The sequence below is a fragment of the Streptomyces sp. NPDC054883 genome, assembly GCF_053610645.1.
Genome location: NZ_JBSGYT010000066.1, coordinates 21,584 through 36,518 on the forward strand (window position 1 = coordinate 21,584; position 14,935 = coordinate 36,518).

At 75.0% G+C, this 14,935-nt stretch carries 14 protein-coding genes; 8 read left to right on the forward strand and 6 right to left on the reverse strand.

The annotated features are described in order from the left end of the window. Window positions 1-3: 3 nt before the first annotated feature. From ACWGH1_RS32500 to ACWGH1_RS32510, 3 genes are all read right to left on the reverse strand, one after another. Window positions 4-900 carry a hypothetical protein gene (locus ACWGH1_RS32500; RefSeq protein ID WP_453409251.1) on the reverse strand — a complete coding sequence of 299 codons (897 nt, stop codon included), beginning with the start codon at window positions 898-900 and terminating at the stop codon, window positions 4-6. A 103-nt stretch (window positions 901-1,003) separates the two neighbouring features. Beyond that, window positions 1,004-1,459, reverse strand: a complete 456-nt coding sequence (locus tag ACWGH1_RS32505; RefSeq protein WP_453409252.1) for a hypothetical protein — start codon at window positions 1,457-1,459, stop codon at window positions 1,004-1,006. Continuing rightward, window positions 1,456-2,994 carry a hypothetical protein gene (locus ACWGH1_RS32510; protein ID WP_453409256.1) on the reverse strand — a complete coding sequence of 513 codons (1,539 nt, stop codon included), beginning with the start codon at window positions 2,992-2,994 and terminating at the stop codon, window positions 1,456-1,458. Before ACWGH1_RS32510 ends, ACWGH1_RS32505 begins: the two co-directional genes overlap by 4 nt. A 96-nt stretch (window positions 2,995-3,090) precedes the next feature. On the opposite strand from ACWGH1_RS32510, the gene ACWGH1_RS32515 reads away from it, so the two are divergent. The 3 genes from ACWGH1_RS32515 to ACWGH1_RS32525 are packed head-to-tail and all read left to right on the forward strand — an operon-like array spanning window position 3,091 to window position 5,338. Continuing rightward, entirely contained in the window at window positions 3,091-3,870 is a 780-nt protein-coding gene (locus ACWGH1_RS32515) for a LamB/YcsF family protein (RefSeq protein ID WP_453356893.1), read from the forward strand. Beyond that, entirely contained in the window at window positions 3,867-4,478 is a 612-nt protein-coding gene (locus tag ACWGH1_RS32520; protein ID WP_453356892.1) for a 5-oxoprolinase subunit B family protein, read from the forward strand. Before ACWGH1_RS32515 ends, ACWGH1_RS32520 begins: the two co-directional genes overlap by 4 nt. Continuing rightward, complete coding sequence (locus ACWGH1_RS32525) at window positions 4,475-5,338, forward strand: 5-oxoprolinase subunit C family protein (RefSeq protein ID WP_453356891.1); 864 nt, start codon at window positions 4,475-4,477, stop codon at window positions 5,336-5,338. The genes ACWGH1_RS32520 and ACWGH1_RS32525 overlap by 4 nt, the downstream gene beginning before the upstream one ends. A gap of 359 nt (window positions 5,339-5,697) precedes the next feature. Here ACWGH1_RS32525 and ACWGH1_RS32530 read toward each other — a convergent pair whose 3' ends face one another. Then, entirely contained in the window at window positions 5,698-7,095 is a 1,398-nt protein-coding gene (locus ACWGH1_RS32530) for a HEAT repeat domain-containing protein (RefSeq protein WP_453409253.1), read from the reverse strand. Window positions 7,096-7,436: 341 nt separating this feature from the next. Next, complete coding sequence (locus ACWGH1_RS32535; protein WP_453356793.1) at window positions 7,437-7,859, reverse strand: ankyrin repeat domain-containing protein; 423 nt, start codon at window positions 7,857-7,859, stop codon at window positions 7,437-7,439. A 357-nt stretch (window positions 7,860-8,216) separates the two neighbouring features. Here ACWGH1_RS32535 and ACWGH1_RS32540 point away from each other — a divergent pair, with 357 nt between their 5' ends. Both ACWGH1_RS32540 and ACWGH1_RS32545 read left to right on the forward strand, forming a co-directional pair. Further along, window positions 8,217-8,411, forward strand: a complete 195-nt coding sequence (locus ACWGH1_RS32540; protein WP_030031218.1) for a hypothetical protein — start codon at window positions 8,217-8,219, stop codon at window positions 8,409-8,411. 113 nt (window positions 8,412-8,524) lie between these two features. Then, window positions 8,525-10,258, forward strand: coding sequence for a hypothetical protein (locus ACWGH1_RS32545; RefSeq protein WP_453409254.1), 1,734 nt, complete (start codon window positions 8,525-8,527; stop codon window positions 10,256-10,258). A 48-nt stretch (window positions 10,259-10,306) separates the two neighbouring features. Here ACWGH1_RS32545 and ACWGH1_RS32550 read toward each other — a convergent pair whose 3' ends face one another. Then, entirely contained in the window at window positions 10,307-11,809 is a 1,503-nt protein-coding gene (locus ACWGH1_RS32550) for an SCO1417 family MocR-like transcription factor (protein ID WP_453409255.1), read from the reverse strand. A 180-nt stretch (window positions 11,810-11,989) separates the two neighbouring features. Here ACWGH1_RS32550 and ACWGH1_RS32555 point away from each other — a divergent pair, with 180 nt between their 5' ends. The 3 genes from ACWGH1_RS32555 to ACWGH1_RS32565 all read left to right on the forward strand — a co-directional run bounded on the left by ACWGH1_RS32555 (window position 11,990) and on the right by ACWGH1_RS32565 (window position 14,852). Further along, the gene (locus ACWGH1_RS32555) at window positions 11,990-12,760 is read left to right on the forward strand and encodes a glycerophosphodiester phosphodiesterase (protein ID WP_453356243.1); all 771 of its coding nucleotides are present in this window, start codon (window positions 11,990-11,992) and stop codon (window positions 12,758-12,760) included. 67 nt (window positions 12,761-12,827) lie between these two features. After that, window positions 12,828-14,198, forward strand: coding sequence for an MFS transporter (locus ACWGH1_RS32560; RefSeq protein WP_453356242.1), 1,371 nt, complete (start codon window positions 12,828-12,830; stop codon window positions 14,196-14,198). A 279-nt stretch (window positions 14,199-14,477) separates the two neighbouring features. After that, a complete protein-coding gene (locus tag ACWGH1_RS32565; protein ID WP_007262928.1) occupies window positions 14,478-14,852 on the forward strand; it encodes an RNA polymerase-binding protein RbpA in 375 nt (124 codons plus the stop codon). Window positions 14,853-14,935: the final 83 nt, after the last annotated feature.

Genomic DNA, 14,935 nt, shown 5'->3' on the forward strand with positions numbered 1-14,935 from the left:
TGCTCAGGCGTGGAAGGGCAGGCCGGCGTCGGCGGCGAGCTCCAGGTCGTCGCCCTCGGGTGGCGGCAGCAGGGTGGCGGAGCCGTCGCTGACGGGGACCACGCCGAGTTCCAGGAGTTCGGCCATGGCCGCGCTGCCCGCCATGTCGCGGACCTGGAGCTGGTAGCGGGGGGTGGTGCGGTAGGTGCCGCCGGAGTCGTCGCCGGTGCGCTGGAGGAAACCGGATTCGGTGAGGAAGGCGGCGGCCTTGCCGACGATGCCGGTGGTGGAGCCGGCCAGCCGGCGGGCGTCCTTGGTGGCGCCGGTCGCGCTGCGGCGGGCGTAGACGCGCCAGGCGGCCTCCAGGCCGGGGGCGTCGGAGGCGGGGTCGGTGTTCTCGCCGAGTTCCTCGGCGCGCTCCTCCAGGCGGCGGCAGGTCTGCCGGACGAAGGAGTCGACGCCATTGACGGTGATCCGGCCGATGTAGCCGTCGTCGGCGAGGTCCTCGGGGCGCGGGAAGGCGAGCGCCGCCACGGCGAGGTGGGCGAGGCCGTGCAGGAACCGGTCGCCGCCGTCGGCGGCGGTGCGGCGGGCGTAGTCGCCCATCCGGACGGCGAAGACGGAGTCCTCGTCGGCGGCCACCGCCATGCCCGCGCGGGGCGAGACCTCCAGCACGACCAGTCCGAGACCGGTGGCGACGGCGTCGGCGAGGCGGCCGAAGGCGGGCTCCTCGCGGTAGCGGCGCAGCAGTTCGGCGTACTCGGCGTCGCGGGCGGGGAGCAGCTTGGGCTGGAGCCCGAAGGCGACGAGCCGGGCCGCGTCCGCGGCGTCGGCGGGGGTCACGGCCGCGGCGCCCGGCGCCGGGCTCGCGGGCGCGTCGGGCTCGCCCCACGCAGGGGCTTCGGCGGGGTGGTCGCTCACGGGTGGTGCCTTTCGTGGTGTGCGGAGGAATCGGCGACGGGCGGCGGGCCGGCCGGCCCGCGCCGCTCACGGCGGGACGCCGGCCCGGCGCCGGGGGCGGCGGTCATGCCGCCTCCGTGCGGCCCGGGGCGTCGAACGCCAAGGGGGTCGGCCGGGTGCCGGGGCCGGAGGACGTACCGCCTCCGACCAGGCGGCGTCGCCCGCCGTAAGGCATCCGCCGGGCGCCGGGGGCGGAGGACGTACCGCCGCGGAGCGGTCCGCGTCGCCCGCCGAGGGGCGCCGCACCGGCGCCGGGGCTGGAAGACGTACCGCTGCCGACCGGTCCGCAGCGCGAGCCGCCCGGCACGCCGAAGGGCACCCGCCGGGCGGCGGGGCCGGACGACGTACCGCCGCAGCGCGGACGGCACCGGTCGCCGACGGGCGCCGGCCCGGCGCCGGGGGCGGTGCAGGCGCCGGCCGGGCCGCGCCGCCGGCCGAAGGAGGCCCGCCGGGCGCCGGGGGCGGAGGACGTACCGGCTGCGGCCGGTCGGCCGCGCCGGGCGGTGGGGGCGGCGGTCATGCCGCCTCCGTGCGCTCGGCCGTCATCGCCGCGGCGTCGAGCAGGGCCGTACCGACGATCAGGTCGGCGCCGCCGAACTCCGGGTCGTCCAGCTCCGTCCCGTCGTCTACGGCGAACAGCAGCCGCTCCTCTCCCTGCCGGTACGCCGTACCGACCGCCGGGCTCGCCGCGTGCACGGCCAGCAGCGCCACCAGGTACGGCAGTTCGGGATCAGCGCGCCGGGCCTCGGCCAGCAGGCCGGACAGCCGGCGCGGGGCGTCGTGCGGGAGGTCCAGGAGCTCCATGGCCGCGGCGAGCTGCTCCTCGCTGAACCGGCTGTCGTCGGGGGTGGCGATCAGGTCGGGCTCGGGCATTTCCACGCCCAGGTGCTCGCGCTCCACGGGCGGGGTCAGCAGGATCTCCACCAGGTCGGCGACCCGCACCGAAACGGGCGTGCGCAGTCCGGTGCCCCGGGCGAAGAACGCGTCGGTGACCCGGGCGGCCTGTTCCAGCGGCAGGGGCAGTACCGGGGCGATCAGCTGCCCGTACAGGTCGATGCCCGAGCGCGGCGCCGGAGCCGCGAAGGCCTGCCGGTCCTGTTCGGCACGGAACAGCGGGCCCGCGTCCAGCAGGCGCGACTGGAGCTGGGTGTGCCGGCGGATGCAGTCCTTGACGATGTCGACCAGCTCGGCGGCGCGCCGCTTGTTGTCGGGGTCCTCGGCCTCGTCCCGGGCCTTGCGGATGTTGGTGAGGATGGCGTTCTCGTGCCGGTAGCGGTCGGCGACGTGGTCCAGGGCCTCGGCGATCATGTCCGGGACGGCTTCGAGCCAGTCCACGGCCCGTACGTTGCGGCGCGTCGCGTCCAGCGTCCGGCGCAGCGTCTCCGCGTACTGGACCGTGCGGTAGCGGGCCTGTTCGGCGGCGAGCTGGGCATCGGCGAGCCGGCCGCGGCTGATCAGCACGTCCAGCTTGACCTCGGCGGCGATCTGCGCGCTGGTGACGTCGGTGTCCAGGGCGCCGACGAGCACGTTCACGGCTTCGTCGGTGGTGCGCAGGTAGACCGCGCCGCCGTAGCCGGGGACTTCCTCGATGAGCTTGAAGTCGTAGTCCCTGCGGACGTAGACCCCGTCGGGGCCGAAGGTGCCGTAGACGGCGCGGAAGCCCCGGTCCACGCTGCCGACGTTGATCAGGTTCTCCAGGACCCAGCGCGCCACCCGCTCGTGCTCGGCGGCGGGCCGGCCGGCGGCCTGGGCGGCGACGCGCGGCAGCAGCCTGGCCACTATCTGCTCGTGGTCGGCGCCGGTGTCGAAGTCCATGTTGAGGGTGACCAGGTCGATCGCGGCCAGCGCGACCTCCGCCATCGCGTAGATCCCGTACTCGCCGGCCAGATTGGCCTTGCGGACGTCGAGGTCGTGCAGCGGGGCGGTGCAGGCGAGGGCGCGCAGCCGCCGGGCCAGGCCCTCGTCGGCGGCCGGGCCCGGCGCCGGGGAGGTAAGGGGCTTCGCCGGGGCAGGGAGAGTCACGACGGAAAGACTAGGCGCTGACCCGGACAACATCCCAAACGGCACGGTTCGGCCGGATCCTCCCCGGTCCGGGCGCCGGGCGCGCTGTGCGCGGGTGTGGTGCGCGGCGGCTGTTCTACGCTCACCTGCATGGCTCACGTGATCACACCCGTCATCGACCTCAATGCCGACCTCGGCGAGGGCTTCGGGCGCTGGACGCTGACGGACGACGAGGCGCTGCTGTCGGTCGTCACCAGCGCCAACGTGGCCTGCGGCTTCCACGCCGGGGATCCGTCCATCATGCGCCGGGTCTGCGAGCTGGCCGCCGCGCGGGGGGTACGGATCGGGGCGCAGGTCTCGTACCGGGACCTGGCGGGCTTCGGGCGGCGGGCGATGGACGTGCCGGCGCGCGAGCTGGCCGACGAGGTGGCGTACCAGATCGGTGCGCTGGAGGTGTTCGCCCGGGCGGCCGGCTCCGCGGTGTCCTACGTGAAGCCGCACGGCGCGCTCTACAACCGCACGGTGTACGACGGTGAACAGGCGGCCGCCGTCGTCGCCGGGGTGCTGCTCGCGGCCGGCCCGGCCGGGCTGCCGGTGCTGGGGCTGCCGGGCTCGCTGCTGCTGGCGGCCGCCGCTGAGGCCGGGCTGCCCGCGGTACCGGAGGCCTTCGCCGACCGGGCGTACACGGCGGCCGGGACGCTGGTGCCGCGCGGCGAACCGGGGGCGGTGCTGCACGAGGCGGACGCGGTGGTGGCCCGGGCGGTCGGGATGGCGGCCGAGCGGATCGTGACGGCCGCGGACGGATCGGCGGTCGCGGTGGACGCGCGCTCGCTGTGCCTGCACGGGGACACCCCGGGCGCCGCGGACCTCGCGCTGCGGGTGCGGGAGGCGCTGGGCGCGGCCGGGGTACGGGTGGAGGCGTTCGCGTGAGGCCGCTCGTCGTGGGCACCGGGGCGCTGCTGCTGGAGACGGACTCCGCGGCGGAGGTCGCCGCGCTGCACGCGGAGCTGTTGCGGCGGCGCGCGGAGCTGGGCGGCGTACGGGACATCGTGCCCGCCGCACGGACCGTACTGCTGGACGGGGTGGCGGACCCGGCCGCGCTGGGGGCCCGGATCGCCCGCTGGGAGGTGCCGGCCCTGACGCCGTCGCGGGGGCCGCTGGTGCGGGTCCCGGTCCGGTACGACGGGCCGGACCTGGCGGAGGTGGCGCGGTGGTGGGGCGTGGCGGCGGACGAGGTGCCGGAGATCGTCGGGGGCACCGTCTTCCGGGTGGCGTTCTGCGGCTTCGCGCCCGGCTTCGGCTACCTGACGGGGCTTCCGGACCGTTTTCACCTGCCCCGGCGGGCCACGCCCCGTACGGCCGTCCCGGCGGGGTCGCTGGCGCTGGCCGGCGAGTACGCGGGGGTCTACCCCCGCTCCTCCCCCGGCGGCTGGCAGCTGATCGGGTCGACGGACGCGGTGGTGTGGGACCCGGCACGGGAGCCGGCGGCGCTGTTCGCGCCGGGCGTACGGGTGCGGTTCGAGGAGGCGGGGGCGTGAGCGGGCTGCTGGTGGTGCGGGCGGGAGCGCTGACCACCGTCCAGGACCGGGGCCGCCCCGGGTACGCGCACCTGGGCGTGCCGCGGTCGGGGGCGTTGGACGCGGGGGCGCACGCGCTGGCCAACCGGCTGGTGGGCAATCCGGCGGACGCGGCCACCCTGGAGAGCACCCTGGACGGGGTGGCGCTGCGTGCGCGGGCCGCGGTCACGGTGGCGGTCACGGGCGCACCCTGCGCGGTACGGGTCTCAGGGCGCCCGGCGGCCTGGGGAGCGCCGGTCCGGCTGCGGGCGGGGGCGGAGCTCGACGTGGGCCGGGCGGAGCGGGGACTGCGGAGCTACGTCGCGGTGCGCGGCGGGTTCGCCGTCCCGCCGGTGCTGGGCAGTCGCTCGACGGACCTGCTGTCGGGGCTGGGGCCGGCCGTCCTGTCGGCCGGGACGGTGCTGCCGGTGGGGCCGGCCGGGGCCGGCCCGGTCCGCGGGGCGGACGCCCTGGGGGTGCCGGGGCCACCGGCGGAGCTGGTGCTGCCGCTGCGGATGGGCCCCCGGGCCGACTGGTTCGAGGCGGCTTCGGTCGCGCGGCTGCTGCGTTCGCCGTACCGGGTGTCGGCCCGGTCGAACCGGATCGGTCTCAGGACGGAGGGCGGCCCCCGGCTGACCCGCCGCCGGGGCGGGGAACTGCCGAGCGAGGGCATGGTCCTGGGCGCGGTGCAGATCCCCCCGGACGGCCTGCCGGTGCTGTTCCTGGCCGACCATCCGGTCACGGGCGGCTACCCGGTGCTCGGCGTGGTCCTCCCCGGCCGCCCCCTGGACGCGGCGGCCCAGGCGGGGCCGGGGACGGTGGTGCGGTTCGTGCGGGCGTAGGGCCCCGCTGTCCTGGCCGGGCGCCGCCGCCGCTCGCGGCCGGGCGGCTGCGGGTTCGCGGCCGGCTTCGGGGCTCCGCAGCCCGGGCGCCCCGGCCACGCGGCTCCGGCCGGTCTTCGAGGCTCGGCAAGAACCTCGGGGCCGGCCGGCGACACGGCCCGGCTTCGCGGCTGCGGACGGTCTTCCGGGGCCGCCAGAACCTCCGAGGCCCGGACCCGGGCTTCCAGCGGCTGCCCGCGACGCTCTCAGACCCGGCTTCGCGGCTCCCGGGGCCGCCTGCGACACGGCCCGGCTCCGTGGCTCCGGCCGGTCTTCCGGGCTCGGGCAGACCGGCCGGTGAGACGCGGGCGTGCGGGCGTCTACACCGCCGACTCCGGGGCGATGCGGCTGCGGACCGCCGACTGGACGTCCTCTTCCTCGGCCGGGTCGGCCGCGAGGCGGCGCAGCCGGGGGGCCACGCGGGCGTCGGCCGTTTCGGCGTGCCGGGCGGCGACTTCGCGGGTGGTTTCCTCGCAGTCCCAGAGGCACTCGACGGCGAAGCCGGCCGCGAACGACGCGTCGGTGCTGGCCAGGGCCCGGGCGGCGCGGCCGCGCAGGTGCGAGGAGGCCGTTTCGCGGTAGACGTGGCGCAGTACCGGCGCGGCGCAGCCGATCGCCAGCCGGCCGGCGCCGTCGACGAGGGCGAAGAGGCGCTGCGTGTCGGGGCCTTGGCCGCGGACGGTGTCGCGGAGGGCGCCGAGGACGAGCCGGGCGTCCTCGGCCCCGCCGCGGGCGGCGAGGAGGGCGCCGGCGGCCGCTCCGAGGGCGTCGGGGCGGTGGATCCACCGGCGCGCCCGCTCGACGGCGGCGGGGCCGCACATGCGCTCGTAGGCGGCGACGGCGGGCTCGTCCCCGGCGGCTTCGATGAGGTCCAGCACGGCCGGGTTCTCCGGTTCGGCAAGGACGAGGTGGTGCAGGGCCGTGGCCCGGGCGGCCTCCCCGTGTGCGCCGGCGGCGGCCGCGAGGACGGCGGGGCGGTCCTCGGCCGCGGCGACCGCGGCCAGGCACCGGGCGGCCGGTACGTGCAGCGGGGTGCCCCGGCGCAGTCCGTCGGCGGCCCATTCGAAGACGGCCCGGACTCCCCAGCCGGGCTGGGGGCCCTTGGGGGTGAGCTGGCGCTGCCAGCGGTCGAAGGAGCCCTGCTGGCGGGCGGCGCGCAGCCGCTCCCCGTGCGCGGCGCTCTCCTCCCACAGCCGCCAGGGCCGGGGCTCGTAGGCGTCGCGGACGGCGGCGGCCAGCCGCGCCTCGCCTTCCTCCGTGGCGGGGAAGCGGGCGAGGACGGGCGCGGCCAGGGACCGCAGGCCTTCGTCGTCGTCACGCAGGGCGAGTTCGTCGAGGGCCCAGGCCCAGTTCGCGCCGCGGGCGGCGTAGCCGCGCAGCAGCATCAGGGCGTCGTCGCGGCCGTAGGCGGCCAGGTGGCCGAGGACGGACAGGGCGAGGCCCGTGCGGTGCTCGTCCTCGTCGAGGAGGTCCTCGGCGCCGAAGAGGTGCGCCTCGATCTCGCCGAGGGGGCCGTCGAGGTCCAGGTAGAGGCGGGCGTAGTACAGCGAGCGGTTCTCGACCTGCCAGTCCTGGCGCGGGTCGCTGACGACGCACTGGTCGAGGGCCGCGAGGGCCTCGGCCCTGGGCGCCGCGAGCGCGTGCAGCGTGCCGTCGCCGCGGCCCCGCTGGAGGAGCCCGAGCAGGGTGCCGCTCGGCGCTATGACTGGTTCGAACATGGGAATGGCCTCAAATCAAGCTGGGGACGCAACCGGGAATCGGGATTCACAGGGCCGCGTAACAGCATGTGAGGACGTTCGCCGTCTTGTTCCGCTCGATGTTGACCATTGCCTTCTCACTCTCGTCGGTGCTTCGCGATCAGTACGGCCGGTTCGGCGGGGGTGGGCGGGAACGGCGTCCGTGTCCAGCCCGCTCCTGCCCGTCCGTCATGTCCGCGAATCGAATCCGACGCCATGATGACCCAGGCGGTTTGTGCGCCGCGACCACATTTACGTCCGCCGTGACCAACCCGTGAGGTCGGGGACCGGTCGGAGCGCGCCCGGTACCGGCCGGAAGCGGACTACTTGGCTCCGAAAAGTTCGAGCAGGTCGGCCTTGGCGAACATGCGCGCCGTGTCCACGGCGGAGGGGGTGCCGGCGTACGGATCCGCCCCGCCGGCGAGCAGCGCCCGGATGACGGCCTCCTCGCCCTTGAAGACGGCGCCCGCGAGCGGGGTCTGGCCGCGGTCGTTGGCCCGGTCGGCTTCCGCGCCGCGCTCCAGCAGGGCGGTGACGGCTTCGGCGTGGCCGTGGTAGGCGGCGAGCATGACGAGGGTGTCGCCGCGGTCGTTGGTGAGGTTCGCCGGGACACCGGCGTCCAGGTAGCCGGCCAGCGTGGCGGTCTCCCCCTGCCGGGCGAGATCGAAGATCTTGGTGGCCAGTTCGATGACGTCCTCGTCGGGGACGTCCTGCGATCCGGAGCCGTCCGGGGTGTGCTCGCTCATCGTTTCGTACCGCCTTTCACTCACTGTCGTCGGCAAGAGTTTCCCCAGGCCGGGAGGGCAGGGGGGCGTACGGGACCACGTCCGTACGGGTGAATCGCCAGAGTAGCGCCCGGGTCCGCACATGACGGGGACGGAACGAGGCGAAGATCACCCCTGACCCGCTTCGCCGGTCGTCCGCTCCGCTCCTGCGGGGCCGCCCTGACCGGTGTGCGGCGGACGCGCCAGCCGGGCGCGGCCAGTCAAGTGAAAGTCGCCAGCATTCACCCGTATGCACCTTTTGTCGCATTGATACTTTCTGTGAGCCTGGAAGAACTGATGGTGACCGTCCCACGTCCCCACCCACCAGGAGAAGTCCCCATGGTCCTGTCCATCTCCGGCGTCGTCCTCCTCGGCATCATCTGCTTCCTCTTCTTCAAGAAGGACGGGATGAAGCTGACCCACGCGTTCGTGTGCTCGCTGTTCGGCTTCTTCCTCGCCGGGTCCGCCATCGCCCCGAGCATCACGGCGAGCACGGCGAGCCTCGCGAGCCTGCTCGGCGGGATCAAGCTCTGAGCCCGCCGCACGCCGTTCAGGCCGGCCGGCCCGGGCCGGCCTGACGGGCCGTCCGGCCCCGCCGCGTTCCCGCACCGCACCGTCCCGCCACACCACAACTCCAGGAGACGCCCGTGGCCCGGCGCCCACTCCCCCGCATCCTCCTCGGCGGCACCACGTCGCTGGCCCGGGGCCGCGACCTCGCCCGTACGGCCGCCGACAGCGCCACGGATGTCCTCCATCCGCTGCTCGTCATCGGGCGCGGGCTGCGCGTCATGGCCTCCGCCGGGCGGCGCAAGTGGGCCGGGACACCCAAGGACAAACGCGGTCCCGCGCTGTTCCTGGCCGCCGCCGTCGTCCTCGTCCTGGCCCTCGTGCCCCACGGTCCGCTCATCGGCCTGATCACCCTCATGGCGGCGGCGGCCTGGCACGGGCGGCCGCGCACGCCGGTGCAGACCGGTCCCAGCGAGGCCGAGACCGAACGCCTCGGCTCGCTCTACGAAGCCCTCGTGCCCTACTTCTCCGTACCGGAGGACCCGAGTCCGCTCTTCGCCCACGGCGGGAACTGGGACCAGGCGTTCAGCGACCAGGTGTTCGACGAAGCGGGCCGGATCAGCCGGCTGCGCATCCGCTACCCGGCCTACTTCCCCGACGGCGAGCCCGCCGCCCGGGCCCGGATCGAGGCGCTGCTGCACGCCAAGTCCGGGCGCGGCCGCGAGTACCTCTTCGACTGGGTCGAAGAGGGCAACCAGCTCGAACTGCGGGTACTGGCGCCGCTGCCGACGGGCATCGTCGCCCAGCCGTTCGTGACCGCGCCCGGGGAGACCGTCCTCGGGTTCACCGACGCCGGGAGCGTGCAGCGGACGCTGCCCGTCCTGGAGGACGACGAGCCCCGGGACGTGCCGCCGGTGATCTGGCGGACCGGTCCCCGCTCGGCCGAGCCGCACCTGCTGGCGGTCGGCCAGCCGGGCAGCGGCACGTCGACCCTCCTGCGCTCGATCGCCCTGCAGGCCCTGCGGCACGGCGGCGAGGTGCTGGTCGTGGAGGGCGGTGGCAGCGGCGAGTACGCCTGCCTCGCCGGCCGGGCGGGCGTGCTCGCCGTCGAGTGCGGTCCGAGCGGGGCGCAGGCCACGCTGGAGTGGGCGGCGCAGGAGACGGAGCGGCGGCTGCTCGCCGCCCATCGGGCCCGGGAGGCGGGGAGCGCCGTGTCCGAGGACGTCCGGCGTCCGCTGTGGATCCTGCTGGACCGGCCGAGCGTGCTCGCGCACCTGGCGGCGGCCGAGGGCGGGCCGGATCCACTGGGCCGGCTCCAGGTGCCGCTGCGGCACGGGCGCGCGGCGCACGTCACGGTGGTGGTGGCCGAGCAGTTCGAGCAGCTGGAGCTGCTGGGCGACGCCGTCTGGCAGCACACCCGGGCCCGCGTCGTGCTCGGGCCGGCCGGGATCCAGCAGATCGCCGAGGTGCTGGGGGCGCCTCCGCACACGACCCCGACGCCGCAGGTGCCGCCGGGGCGCGGGTACGCCCGGCTCGGGGCGGGCCCCGTCCACCGCCTCCAGGTGCCCGCCACCCCGGACCCGTACGACGACGCCGCGCACCCGGCGCACCGCCAGGCGGTGGCGGAACTGCTGCCGGAGCGGACGGAGCGGACGGAGCGGCGGGCGCCGAGGCCCGCCGGGCCGGAGCACGTGGCCCCGGCCACGCCGCTGCGCATCGTCCAGCCGGCCGCGGCAAGGGTGCAGGCGCCCCCGCCGGTCGCCCAGGAGGACGGGACCGACGTCGCGGTGGTACGGGAGGAGGAGGCGCGGCGGGCGCGGGAGGTCCCGGCGGAGACGCCGAAGGCCCGCGGCCCCTGGCCGGTGGGCCCCTGAGCCACGGTCCGCGGTCCGCAGCCCACGGGACGAACGCGTGCGCTCCCGCTACGCGACGAACGTGCGCGGCGGCTCCGCCCCGCTGCCGCCCGCACCCGTACCGACCAGCCGGGCCGCCGCGGCCAGCCGGGCGGCGGCCTCCTCGGCGACCGGGCCGCCCACGGTGAACGGCAGCCGGACGTACCCCTCGAACGCCCCGTCCACGCCGAACCGGGGGCCCGAGGGGACGCGCACGCCGACCCGCTCGCCCACCTCGGCCAGCCGGGAGCCGGACAGCCCGCCCGCGCGGGCCCACAGCGTCAGACCGCCCAGCGGCACCTCGAACTCCCAGTCCGGCAGCTCCCGGCGGACCGCGGCGACCAGCGCGTCCCGGTTCTCCGCGGCCTGGACCCGGCGGATCTGCACCGCTTCCTCCCAGCCGCCGGTGCGCATCAGCCAGTTCACCGCGAGCTGCTCCAGTACCGGGGTGCCGAGGTCGGCGTAGGCGCGCGCGGCCACCAGGCTGCGGATGACGTCCGGGGCGGCGCGGACCCACCCGATGCGCATGCCGGCCCAGAAGGCCTTGCTGGCGGAGCCGACGGTGATGACGGTGGACCCGGCCGGGTCGAAGGAGCAGACCGGGCGGGGCATGGCGAGGCCGGGATCGAGCTGGAGTTCGGCCATGGTCTCGTCGGCCACCAGGACGGTGCCCGCGGAGCGGGCCGCCTCGACCATGGCGCGGCGCTGCTCGTCGGAGGCCAGCGCACCGGTCGGGTTGTGGAAGTCGGCGACGACGTACGCGAGGCGCGGCGCGGAGTCCCGCAGCACCTGGCGCCAGACGTCCATGTCCCAGCCGCCGAGCCCGGCTGCCATCGCCACCGGCACGAGGCGCACCCCGGCGGCGCGCATGAGCTGGAGGATGTTGGCGTAGGAGGGGGATTCGACGGCGATGCGCTCGCCGCGGCCCGCGAAGAGGCTGCAGATGGCGTCGATGGCGCCCATCGCGCCGGTGGTGACCATGATCTGCTCGGGCATGGTCGGGATGCCGCGTTCGGTGTAGCGGTCGGCGAGCATCCGGCGCAGCGCGGGCAGTCCGGCGGGGTAGTCGCCGTGGGTGTGGGCGTAGGGCGGCAGTTCCTCCAGGGCGCCCTGGACCGCCTTGGTGAGCCAGGGTTCGGGGGCCGGGAGGGCGGCGCAGCCGAGGTCGATCATCGAGCCGAGGGATTCGGGCGGCAGGGGTTCCAGGCCCCGGGCGGGCAACGGGTTCCCGGCGGGCACGGCGGTCCAGCTGCCGGCGCCGCGGCGGGATTCGAGGAAGCCCTCGCCGCGCAGGGCTTCGTAGGCGGCGGCGACGGTGGTGCGGCTGAGGGTCAGCGCGACGGCCAGCTCGCGCTCGGCGGGCAGCCGGGCGGCGACGGGGACGCGGCCTTCGAGGACGAGCAGCCGGATCCCGTCGGCGAGGAGGCGGTAGGCGGGGGGCTTGCGGGTGCCGGGTACCGGGGGCCGGTCCTGCTGCGAGGTGATCAGACGGGCGAGCTGTGCGGCACCGACCGCTGAGGTCCACTGAGCCATGCTGTCCGGTCCACCTTCGTCGAATTGGCCATGACCGGCCGGTTCGCGGGCCGGTATTGGATTGCTCCTGCCGGTCAGGGTGCCATGGGGCGGTCCATTCGGGCCAGTGCGTGCCACTCGTTCACCGCGCGTCCATCCGGCCGCTCACGTCCCACCTGCAACAGCGGGCATACTGCCGCCGTGACGCACGTACGCCTTCGCCATCCGTACCTCGACCACCCGGCCCCCATCCCGTTCGCGCACCGGGGTGGTGCGGCGGACGGTCTGGAGAACACCGCCGCCGCCTTCCGCCGGGCCGCGGAAGCGGGCTACCGGTACTTCGAGACCGATGTGCACGCCACCGCCGACGGCAAGCTGGTCGCGTTCCACGACGCCACCCTGGACCGGGTGACGGACGCCCGGGGCCGGATCGCCGAGCTGTCCTGGAAGCAGGTCAGCGCCGCGCGGGTGGCCGGGACGGAGCCGTTGCCGCTCTTCGAGGACCTGCTGGAGGAGTTCCCCGAAGCCCGCTGGAACGTCGACATCAAGGCCGAGTCGGCGCTGTACCCGCTGGTCAACCTGATCGCCCGGGCCGGGGTGTGGGACCGGGTGTGCGTGAGTTCGTTCTCGGAGAGCCGGGTGGCCCGGGCGCACCGGATCGCGGGGCCGCGGCTGGCGACCTCGTACGGCGTGCTGGGGGTGCTGGGGCTGCGGCTGCGCTCGTACGCCATCCCGGCGGCCCTGCGGGTCGGCGCGGTGGCCGCCCAGGTGCCGGAGAGCCAGGCCGGCGTACGGGTGGTCGACCGGCGCTTCGTACGGACCGCGCACGCGCGCGGGCTCCAGGTGCACGTCTGGACGGTGAACGAACCGGAACGCATGGAGGCGCTGCTCGACCTGGGCGTGGATGGCATCATGACCGACCGGATCGACATCTTGCGCACGGTGCTGGACCGCCGCGGAGCCTGGGCCTGACCGCCCGACGGGCCCGCGCGCGGGCCCGGACGGCCGGGGCGGTACGGGGACGGCGAGGGGACACCGGATGACGGCGCAGACGACGGACGAAGCGGAACCGGGGGCGGAGGACGGCAGATCCGCCGCCGGGCGCAAGCGCGAACAGCACGGCTGGTACTTCTACGATTTCGCCTGCTCGGTCTACTCGACGAGCGTGCTCACGGTGTTCCTGGGGCCGTACCTGACCGCGGTCGCCAAGGCCGCGGCGGACGCCGAGGGCTATGTGCACCCGCTGGGCATCCCGGTCCGGGCCGGGTCCTTCTTCGCGTACGCGGTGTCGGTCTCGGTGATCGTGGCCGTACTGATCATGCCGCTGGCCGGTGCGGTGGCCGACCGCGGCGGCCGCAAGAAGCCGCTGCTGGCGGCCGCGGCCTACACCGGCGCGGCGGCGACCACCGGGATGTTCTTCCTGAGCGGCGAGCGCTACCTGCTGGGCGGCCTGCTGCTGGTCGTCGCGAACGCCGCGCTGGCCGTCTCGATGGTGCTGTACAACGCCTATTTGCCGCAGATCGCCACGCCCGACGAACGGGACACCGTCTCTTCGCGGGGCTGGGCCTTCGGGTACACGTCGGGCGCGTTCGTGCTGGTCCTGAACCTGGTGCTGTTCCAGGGCCACGACTCCTTCGGCGTGTCCGAGGGCACGGCCGTACGGATCTGCCTGGCCTCGGCGGGCTTGTGGTGGGGGGCGTTCGCGATCGTCCCGCTGCGCCGGCTGCGCGACCGGGCGGTGGTGCGGGAGGCGGGGGCGGCCCCGCCGGTCAGCGGCTGGCGGCAGTTGGTGGCGACGCTGCAGGACATGCGGCGCTTCCCGCTGACGCTGTCGTTCCTGCTGGCGTACCTGATCTACAACGACGGCGTGCAGACCGTGATCTCGCAGGCCTCGGTCTACGGGTCCGAGGAGCTGGGGCTGGAGCAGTCGACGCTGATCGTGGCGGTGCTCCTCGTCCAGGTGCTCGCGGTGGCGGGCGCGCTCGGGATGGGACGGCTGGCCCGTACGTACGGCGCCAAGCGCACGATCCTCGGTTCGCTGGCCGCGTGGGCGCTGACGCTGGCGGCCGGCTACTTCCTGCCCGCCCGGACCCCGGTGTGGTTCTTCGTGCTGGCCTCGATGATCGGGCTGGTGCTGGGCGGCAGCCAGGCGCTGTCGCGCTCGCTGTTCTCGCACCTGGTCCCGGCGGGCAAGGAGGCCGAGTACTTCTCCGCGTACGAGATGAGCGACCGCGGACTGAGCTGGGTGGGACCACTGGTGTTCGGCCTGACGTACCAGGTCACGGGCAGCTACCGGACGGCGATCATCTCGTTGGTGGTGTTCTTCGCACTGGGTTTCGTGCTGCTCGCCCGGGTGCCGGTGCGGCGCGCGGTGGAAGCGGCGGGCAATCCTGTTCCGGAGCGGCTCTGAGAAACGAATTCGGAACGAATTTCGACGTTGAAGCAAAGGGCCGGTAGTGTACGCCTTTGGCCTGCCAGGCGGACCGTTACTGCGCGCACGAGAAGGATAGGCGCTGGGTGACATCTGCTGCCAGATGTGACAAAACGGGCACTGGTGGGTACAACAAGGGGCGGCACGACGGGCGACGCACGACCCGGAGCGGGAATCTATACCGCCGACCGGACGTTGACCGGATGACGACGACAGCGACACCTGTCCTGTGGGCGACAAGCCCGGGAGGCACGATTCATGAGTGAGCGAGCTCTCCGCGGTACGCGGCTCGTGGTTACCAGCTACGAGACGGACCGCGGCATCGATCTGGCCCCGCGCCAGGCGGTGGAGTACGCATGCCAGAACGGACATCGATTTGAGATGCCGTTCTCGGTTGAGGCAGAAATTCCGCCGGAGTGGGAGTGCAAGGCGTGCGGCGCCATGGCACTCCTGGTCGACGGGGACGGGCCCGAAGAGAAGAAGGGCAAGCCCGCGCGAACGCACTGGGACATGCTCATGGAGCGACGCACCCGCGAGGAACTCGAGGAAGTGCTGGCCGAGAGGCTGGCGGTCCTGCGTTCCGGCGCCATGAACATTGCCGTGCATCCGCGGGACAGCCGCAAGTCCGCCTGACACCCGGACTGAAAACGAAGCCGAGGGCCCCCGCCACTTCCTGTGGCGGGGGCCCTCGGCGTGTTCGCGGCCTGTTCTGGCGC

Coding starts and splice junctions, on each gene's coding strand:
- ACWGH1_RS32565 (WP_007262928.1), top strand. CDS start 14,478: ATGAGTGAGCGAGCTCTCCGCGGTACGCGGCTCGTGGTTACCAGCTAC.
- ACWGH1_RS32510 (WP_453409256.1), bottom strand. CDS start 2,994: ATGTTGTCCGGGTCAGCGCCTAGTCTTTCCGTCGTGACTCTCCCTGCC.
- ACWGH1_RS32550 (WP_453409255.1), bottom strand. CDS start 11,809: ATGGCTCAGTGGACCTCAGCGGTCGGTGCCGCACAGCTCGCCCGTCTG.
- ACWGH1_RS32515 (WP_453356893.1), top strand. CDS start 3,091: ATGGCTCACGTGATCACACCCGTCATCGACCTCAATGCCGACCTCGGC.
- ACWGH1_RS32535 (WP_453356793.1), bottom strand. CDS start 7,859: ATGAGCGAGCACACCCCGGACGGCTCCGGATCGCAGGACGTCCCCGAC.
- ACWGH1_RS32560 (WP_453356242.1), top strand. CDS start 12,828: ATGACGGCGCAGACGACGGACGAAGCGGAACCGGGGGCGGAGGACGGC.
- ACWGH1_RS32540 (WP_030031218.1), top strand. CDS start 8,217: ATGGTCCTGTCCATCTCCGGCGTCGTCCTCCTCGGCATCATCTGCTTC.
- ACWGH1_RS32530 (WP_453409253.1), bottom strand. CDS start 7,095: ATGTTCGAACCAGTCATAGCGCCGAGCGGCACCCTGCTCGGGCTCCTC.
- ACWGH1_RS32505 (WP_453409252.1), bottom strand. CDS start 1,459: ATGACCGCCGCCCCCACCGCCCGGCGCGGCCGACCGGCCGCAGCCGGT.